Consider the following 7,509-nt stretch of genomic DNA (forward strand, 5'->3'; position numbering starts at 1 on the left):
GATAATAGCGTACAATTAATTTATAATAAGTAAGTATTGTTCGTGTTTTGGTCAATAGTTACTCATGTTTTCACTAAAATTCAGGAGGTTCTATCCGTGAGTGTGAAAAAAGCGTTGATCAGCGTTTCTGACAAGACAGGATTGATTCCGTTTGCCCGTCGATTGGCAGCCGCCGGGGTACAGATTATTTCTACCGGTGGTACGGCTTCTCTTTTAAAAGCAGAGGGAGTTCCCGTCATTGGCATTTCTGAAGTGACTGGATTTCCAGAAATATTGGACGGTCGCGTCAAAACGTTGCATCCCAATATCCACAGCGGTCTCTTGGCTGTAAGGGACAGTGAAGCACATGTGCAGCAACTAAAAGACCTTGGGATTGAGACCATTGATCTGGTTGTCGTGAACCTTTATCCTTTCAAGGAAACAATAGCGAAGCCAGACGTGACATATGAAGATGCCATTGAGAATATTGATATTGGTGGACCAACGATGCTGCGTTCTGCTGCGAAAAATCACGCGTTCGTCAGTGTAGTAGTCGATGCAGCCGATTATGAAAAAGTAGCAGAAGAAATTGAAGCAAATGGCGATACTACGCTAGAAACCCGTCGCAAGCTGGCTGCAAAAGTTTTCCGTCATACAGCTGCCTATGATGCACTGATCTCTCGCTATTTGAGTGAGCAGGTGGGCGAACTGCTGCCTGAGAGCTTCACGGTGACTTACGAGAAAGCACAGGATTTACGCTATGGAGAAAATCCACATCAACGTGCGGCATTTTACCGTGAGCCGTTGTCCGATCAGTTGAGCATCGGGAATGCGAGTCAACTGCAAGGAAAAGAGCTTTCCTATAACAACATCAATGACGCAGACGCAGCGTTGGCGATTGTACGCGAATTCGCTGAACCTGCTGTCGTTGCGATCAAGCACTCCAACCCTTGTGGAGTAGGGATCGGCACTGATATTCGCGACGCTTACCAAAAAGCGTACGAAGCAGACCCTGTCTCTATTTTCGGTGGGATCGTGGCAGCAAACCGCCCGATTGACCGTGACACCGCACTTGCGATGAAAGAGATTTTCTTGGAAATTATAATCGCACCAGACTTCACCGACGAGGCGTTGGCTGTTCTGGCTGAGAAAAAGAACCTGCGTCTCTTGCGTATTCCTGCGCTGAATGAACCAGCCAAAAAAGTGGACAATCTGTTCCGCGTGGCTCCTGTTGCAGGCGGGGCACTCATTCAAGACTTCGACTACAAGCAGCTCGAAGAAAGCGAGATTCAAGTGGTCACAGACCGCAAGCCTTCGGAAGAGGAACTGGCACAGCTGAAATTCGCGTGGAAGGTCGTCAAGCACGTCAAATCAAATGCGATTCTCTTGGCAAAAGACAATATGACCATCGGCGTGGGTGCAGGCCAGATGAACCGCGTTGGGGCAGCGAAAATCGCCATCGAACAAGCAGGTGCATTGGCAAGTGGCGCAGTGATGGCCTCGGATGCGTATTTCCCGATGGGAGATACCGTGGAGGCGGCAGCCAAAGCGGGGATTACGGCTATCATCCAGCCAGGCGGCTCTATTCGCGACCAAGAATCGATTGATGCTTGCAACCGAGCGGGCATTGCGATGATCTTTACCGGCACGCGTCATTTCAAGCACTAAAAGAGGCTATTCGGGAGTAACTTTCGCTTTTTTAACACGTATGAAAGAGTGGATTACCTCTCACACAGGAGGAAATACAATGAAAATATTAGTGGTCGGTGGCGGCGGTCGAGAACACACGATTGCCTGGAAGCTGTTGCAGAGTTCTAAAGTGACAAAGGTATACTGTGCACCGGGAAATGGAGGCACCGCCCAAATCGCGCAAAACGTACCGATCGGCGTCCATGATTTTGCTGCACTGGTTCAATTCGTCAAGGATGAAGGAATTGATCTGACTGTCGTTGGCCCGGAAGATCCATTGCTGGCAGGGATTGTGGACTTTTTCCAGGAGCGCAATCTGCCGATCTATGGCCCGAACCAAAAAGCGGCAATGATCGAGGGCAGCAAGTCTTTTGCGAAAAGTTTAATGAAACGCTACGATATTCCGACGTCGGCCTATGAATCGTTTCTGGATTATGAATCGGCGAGTGCGTACGTAAGAGAGCAGGGGGCTCCTATCGTCGTCAAAGCGGATGGCTTGGCAGCGGGGAAAGGGGTCGTTGTCGCAGAGACGGTGGAAGAAGCAGAAGAGGCACTCCGTCAGATCATGCAGGAAAGCGTCTTTGGTGAAGCGGGAGCGCGTGTGGTCATTGAGGAGTGCATGTTTGGCGAAGAGCTGTCGCTGTTGTCTTTCGTCGATGGAGAGACAGTTAAGCCGATGATTACTTCTCAGGATCATAAGCGAATCTTCAATGATGACCGCGGCCCGAATACAGGCGGAATGGGAACATACGCCCCGGTACCGCAAATGTCTGCTGAGCTAGTGGACGAGATCGTCAAAACGATTGTCCAGCCGATGGCGTCAGGGATGGCCAAGGATGGCATTCCATTTAAAGGCATTCTCTACACAGGTCTGATGATTACGGAGCAAGGCCCAAAAGTCGTGGAGTTCAATGCGCGTTTTGGCGATCCAGAGACACAGGTGCTCTTGCCATTGCTCGAAACAGATTTACTCGATATTTTTGTCGGAACAATCAATGGCGAGCTCGATGCAGTCGATGTGACATGGCAAAAAGGAAGTGCTGTCTGTGTCGTCATGGCAGCGCCGGGTTATCCGGGAGAATATCCAAAGGGCGCGTTGATTCACGGACTGGGTCAGGCAAACGAGGGAGCTACGGTGTTTCACGCAGGTACGAAGGAAACCGAGGAAGGAATCGTTACGAGCGGTGGCCGTGTGCTTGGCGTCGTGGCAACAGGAGCAGATTTGGCGCAAGCGCGTGAGACAGCGTACGCGAAGGTGCAAGGGATCTCGTTTGATGGGGCGCAGTATCGCACGGATATTGCGGCACGAGCGATGAAATATCAGCAAAAGGGATAAAAAAGAACAAGCTGTTCCTCCGGTAGAAAATTCTACTTGGGGAACAGCTTTTTTAGTTATTACATGCCCATGTTTTCACTCGCGATGGCTGCTTTTTTCGCTTTGGCCGCAGACACCTGAGAAAGGAAATAAACAATGAGAAACAGCAGCAAGCAAGCCGCCGACCAGCGGTACATGACAGAGTAGCTCGAATGTGTCGCGATGACGCCGAGGAGCATAGAGCCGACCGCGATACCCAGGTCGATGGAATTAAAGAACAGTCCATTCGCCATGCCGCGTTGCTCAGGTGTGACGACCTTCACCATCCACGCCTGGATCGATGGCTGAATCATGCCATAGCCAAGCCCGTAGAAGGCAGCAGAGACGAGAAGCAAGGACTCTGTCGTGGTCAGGGACAGGAGCAAGAGGCTGACCCCGACGAAAATCGCACCCGGAGGCAGGACAGCAATGTGTCCTTTGCGATCATACAGCTTGCCGGAAAACGGACGAATCAACACCATCGCCAGTGCATTCGTAAGGAAAAACCAGCCGACATTCTCAATGTGGGCTTCTTTTCCGTACAAGGCCAAAAAGCTGAGAATCCCGCCATACGTAATGGACAAACAAAAATTCAGTACAGCTGGTAGCAGCAGCTTTTTATCATAAAATCGGCGAATGCCTGTGACAGTTTGTGCGTTCCCTGACGACACAGGAAGCTGATTGTAGGCACGGATAAAATGCATCAACGGAAAAATAATAGCAACTAACAATACGAGAACCATAAGCATCGATCCGAATCCAAACCCATTTAACACTCCAAGTCCAATCAACGGGCCGAGTGCCATAGCCAAGCTGGTCGATAAGCCGAAATACCCCATGCCTTCACCGATTCGTCTAGCAGGAATCACATTGGAGACAATCGTCGGAAAGGTCGTGCTGCCCATCCCAAAGCCAATGCCGACCAAGATTCGCAGCAGAAGAAAGAAAACAATGCTTCCCGCCCAGTAATAGCCTGCGCTAAAAATCGCGACGAATCCCAGTGCTACAATCGCCAAGAGCTTACTGCTTTTCGTTTTCAACGCTTCCCCGGTAAACACCCTTGCGATCACTGCTGCAAGTGAAAACAAGCTAATAACCAGGCTGACAACAAAATCATTGGCCTGATACGCTTCCTTCACATAGGCAGGGAAGGTAGGGGTCTGCATTTGAACGGTGAGAAACAACAACAAATTGCATACAGTTAACAGGACAAAATCTCTCGTCCACAGTCTCTCTCTACTCTCTCCCAATGCTGTCACTCCTAGTCTGTCGTTTTTCTATTGATGTTCTCGTTAATCTCAAGCAAGATTTCTCGCAAGAAAGCCAGCTTTTCAGGAGAAATCCCCTCCAAAATGTCTGCAACGGCCTGAGCCTCTACAGGAATCGCCTGCTCAATCCATTCCCGTCCTTTTGGGGAAAGGGTAATGATGTAGGCGCGGCGGTCCTGTTCGCTCAACGTCTTTTCGATAAAGCCTTTTTTGGCGAGTGTGTCTAAAATGCGTGTCATCGAAGGCTGATCCTTGGCAGAGCGCTGGGCCAGCTCTTTTTGATTGATGCCCTCTTCCTCTCGTAGCCGATAAAGGACGGCGAACTGCTCCGTGGTCAAATCAAACTCCTTTAAAAAATGGGAAACATAATGAATCATTCTCCGGTATGTATTTCCGATGAGAAATCCAACCGGTTCTTTTTGCCAATGATCGATCAGGGGAATGACCCTCTTTCGTTCAAAAATACTTGCAACGACAATTATATGTATAACAATTATTTTTGTAAATGGAAAAAACCGCCCAATAACAGGCGGTTGGTTGCTGCTCCTTTACTGACGATATCTCCCTCTTTTTCGCGAGGTGCGAAAGAAGTAATAACCCATTACGCCGATGACGCCAATGATTGTGGCAATAACAAAGAAGTTATGGGACATCCATTCATACATCTGGGGGCCGACAAGCATATGCGGTGCCTCCTCTCCTTATGTGTACGTGGGGTATGGATTGCTGCTGTTGTTATTTTCTTGGGAGCGAAAAGAGATGATCTCCCTTGCCGCTTTTTCGAGAAGTTGATCCTCTGGAGTAAGCTTCGTGTTTTGCTGATTGTTGATGGATTGTTTTTCCTGGTTCTTCGATAATTGTGGGCTTGCAGAATACTGTATGTTTGCCTTATTCGCTGTTGCTGGCGTGTTGCTCTCATCATCTTGGCTGTTATTCGAGTCCTTGATGGGCGCAATATTCATGGAGCGGGTAAACTGGTTGACTGCCATCTGCACGCCTTTTTTCTTGAGCTGATCCATCATGCCCTGTATGCCATTCCCTTTTGTCGTGTTGATGCCCATCGCTGCGTACATCGGACAAAAGCGAGTAGCTCCTTCTGCTACTTTCATTGCTGAAAAAGCCATGAGCAGCCATGGAGTATTGTATGGGCGACGACTCATTCTTCCGATGCCGTATGCCAAGCCCAACAGACCGCCAGTCATACGAATCAAGGCATCAGTTCTACCTACGTTTTTATGCATGAGAGTTGTCCTCCTGTCGCAATTACGTCTATTCCCTAGTGTGTAATAATGGGCGACAAGACACCCGTGGGAATTGTTACTACCATTACCAAGCTTGCAGGGGAACGAATGATGGACAGCGAACTGTAGAGAGCGATGAACGGTCGTTCATTTTTTAAAAAAATCGGGAGACCAGCAAGGAGAGAAGAAATGATGCGCGTACGAGCCATATCAGATCGTGATTACTTGAACATGATTCGCGTGAGCAGACGTCAGGCACCGGCAAGCCTTTGGATAAAAGGTGCAAGCGTTCTGAATGTGTACACAAAAGAATGGCAAGAGCATCACGTCGTAGTGGCAGGAGAACGTATTGCTTATGTAGGAGAAAAAGAGCCGTTGGTCGATGACCAGACCGTGATTATGGAGGCGGCTGGGCAATATCTCGTCCCGGGTTACATCGAGCCTCACGCGCATCCATTTCAATGGTATAACCCTTACACATTGGCTGACTTTGCTTTGCAAACGGGAACGACTGGGATGGTGTCGGACACGTTAATGCTCATGCATCTGCCCTTTTCACAAACGTCAGCAATCATGGATTCTTTGGCAGCACATCCCGTGAAGCAATTTTTCTGGGGCAGACTCGATCCGCAGACAGGGAAAGCTCATCCGTCGTTCACCAAGGAAAATTTGGCGCGAATGCTGGAGCATCCACGTGTGATCCAGGGTGGGGAGTTGACGAATTGGGGCGGTGTTTTACAAGAGGATGAGACGCTGCTTTTTGGTTTGAAGCATACGCGGGACTTGGGCAAAAGGATGGAGGGGCATCATCCGGGAGCGTCTTACGAGACATTGAACATTGCCGCAGCAGCCGGCGTAACAGCTTGTCATGAGGCCATCCATGCAGCCGATTTGCTGACGCGTATCCGTTTAGGCATGTATGCGACTCTGCGCCATTCCTCTATTCGCCCTGATCTTCCGGAGCTGGTGAAGGGCTGGCTGGAGTTGGGGGTTCCGTGGTCTTCACGGATGATGCTGACATCGGATGGAAGCACGCCGCCGATGCATCGAGACGGGTTCATGGATAGTACGATCCGTGTTGCCATTGAAGCGGGGATGCCGCCAGAGGAAGCGTATGTCATGGCGACGCTGAACCCGGCTGTCTATTATGGGCTGGACGCGGAGATCGGAGGAATTGCGCCGGGTCGAATCGCTGATATGCTGTTGTTACCGGCAAAGGATCGACCGACTCCATCCATCGTGATTGCGAATGGACAACGGGTGGCGGAAAAAGGAACCCTGCTCGTCCCAACCGTTCAGCCACAATGGGAGGAAGCTTCGTTACGTTTGACAGATCCATTGAAAAAGCAGGCACATCCCGATTGGTTCCGCTTGCGCCCGGATAAGGACGGCAAGGCCCCTGTGCTACAGATGCTGAATGCCGTGATCACGCGGCTGTCGCTAGAGGACATGCCCGTTGATCAGGATGGATACGTATCCTTGCAGCATGATCCGCAGTTGGCATTGATCGCCATTATTGACGCGACTGGAGGCAACCGAACAATGGCAGTGCTTCACGGCTTCGGCAAGCATCTCGAAGGGCTGGCCAGCACCTATTCAGCTTCTGGCGATTGGATCGTAATCGGACGCGATCCCCAAGCGATGGCGCAAGCACTGGAGCGTATTCGGGCAATAAAAGGCGGGGTCGTCCTGATCGATGAAGGAAAAATCATCTGCGAATGCCCATTGCTTCTTGCTGGAAAATTCGCGTCCGCACCGATGGAGGAAGTAATCAGCATGGGTGAAAATTTGGTAAATCAGCTCCGCTCCAAAGGGCATGTCCATCTCGATCCGATTTATTCGCTTTTGTTTTTTACGGCTACCCACTTGCCGTATGCACGTCTAACGGCAACAGGGATTGTCGACGTGAAGAGCGGACAAATCGTCGTTCCGGCACTTCCTCTACCTTAAGGGAGTGTTTTTTTTTTTGTTTGTAAAT

At 50.0% G+C, this 7,509-nt stretch carries 7 protein-coding genes; 3 read left to right on the plus strand and 4 right to left on the minus strand.

The features are described 5' to 3' along the window. The first annotated feature begins 96 nt into the window (after positions 1 to 96). Together purH and purD are read left to right on the plus strand one after the other, a co-directional pair. Positions 97 to 1,647 (plus strand): bifunctional phosphoribosylaminoimidazolecarboxamide formyltransferase/IMP cyclohydrolase, encoded by a 1,551-nt coding sequence (gene purH / locus C7R94_RS18360; RefSeq protein ID WP_106783503.1) that lies wholly within the window; start codon positions 97 to 99, stop codon positions 1,645 to 1,647. Between the two features lie 79 nt (positions 1,648 to 1,726). Then, positions 1,727 to 3,004: a phosphoribosylamine--glycine ligase gene (gene purD / locus C7R94_RS18365; protein ID WP_106783507.1), complete on the plus strand. Its 1,278-nt coding sequence runs from the start codon at positions 1,727 to 1,729 to the stop codon at positions 3,002 to 3,004. A gap of 59 nt (positions 3,005 to 3,063) precedes the next feature. Here the strand turns inward: purD and C7R94_RS18370 are convergent, their stop codons facing one another. The 4 genes from C7R94_RS18370 to C7R94_RS18380 all read right to left on the minus strand — a co-directional run bounded on the left by C7R94_RS18370 (position 3,064) and on the right by C7R94_RS18380 (position 5,531). Further along, positions 3,064 to 4,272 (minus strand): MFS transporter, encoded by a 1,209-nt coding sequence (locus tag C7R94_RS18370; RefSeq protein WP_106783509.1) that lies wholly within the window; start codon positions 4,270 to 4,272, stop codon positions 3,064 to 3,066. An 11-nt stretch (positions 4,273 to 4,283) separates the two neighbouring features. Continuing rightward, positions 4,284 to 4,667, minus strand: a complete 384-nt coding sequence (locus tag C7R94_RS18375; protein WP_047072325.1) for a MarR family winged helix-turn-helix transcriptional regulator — start codon at positions 4,665 to 4,667, stop codon at positions 4,284 to 4,286. A gap of 171 nt (positions 4,668 to 4,838) precedes the next feature. Beyond that, positions 4,839 to 4,973, minus strand: coding sequence for an EYxxD motif small membrane protein (locus tag C7R94_RS30845; RefSeq protein ID WP_255322517.1), 135 nt, complete (start codon positions 4,971 to 4,973; stop codon positions 4,839 to 4,841). A gap of 18 nt (positions 4,974 to 4,991) precedes the next feature. Beyond that, positions 4,992 to 5,531, minus strand: coding sequence for a YgaP family membrane protein (locus C7R94_RS18380; protein WP_106783512.1), 540 nt, complete (start codon positions 5,529 to 5,531; stop codon positions 4,992 to 4,994). Between the two features lie 192 nt (positions 5,532 to 5,723). Between C7R94_RS18380 and C7R94_RS18385 the strand changes: the two genes are divergently transcribed. Further along, entirely contained in the window at positions 5,724 to 7,481 is a 1,758-nt protein-coding gene (locus C7R94_RS18385) for an adenine deaminase C-terminal domain-containing protein (protein ID WP_106783521.1), read from the plus strand. The last annotated feature ends 28 nt before the right edge of the window (positions 7,482 to 7,509 follow it).

Source organism: Brevibacillus sp. NRRL NRS-603 (assembly GCF_003013445.1).
Classification (GTDB): Bacteria; Bacillota; Bacilli; order Brevibacillales; family Brevibacillaceae; genus Brevibacillus; species Brevibacillus formosus.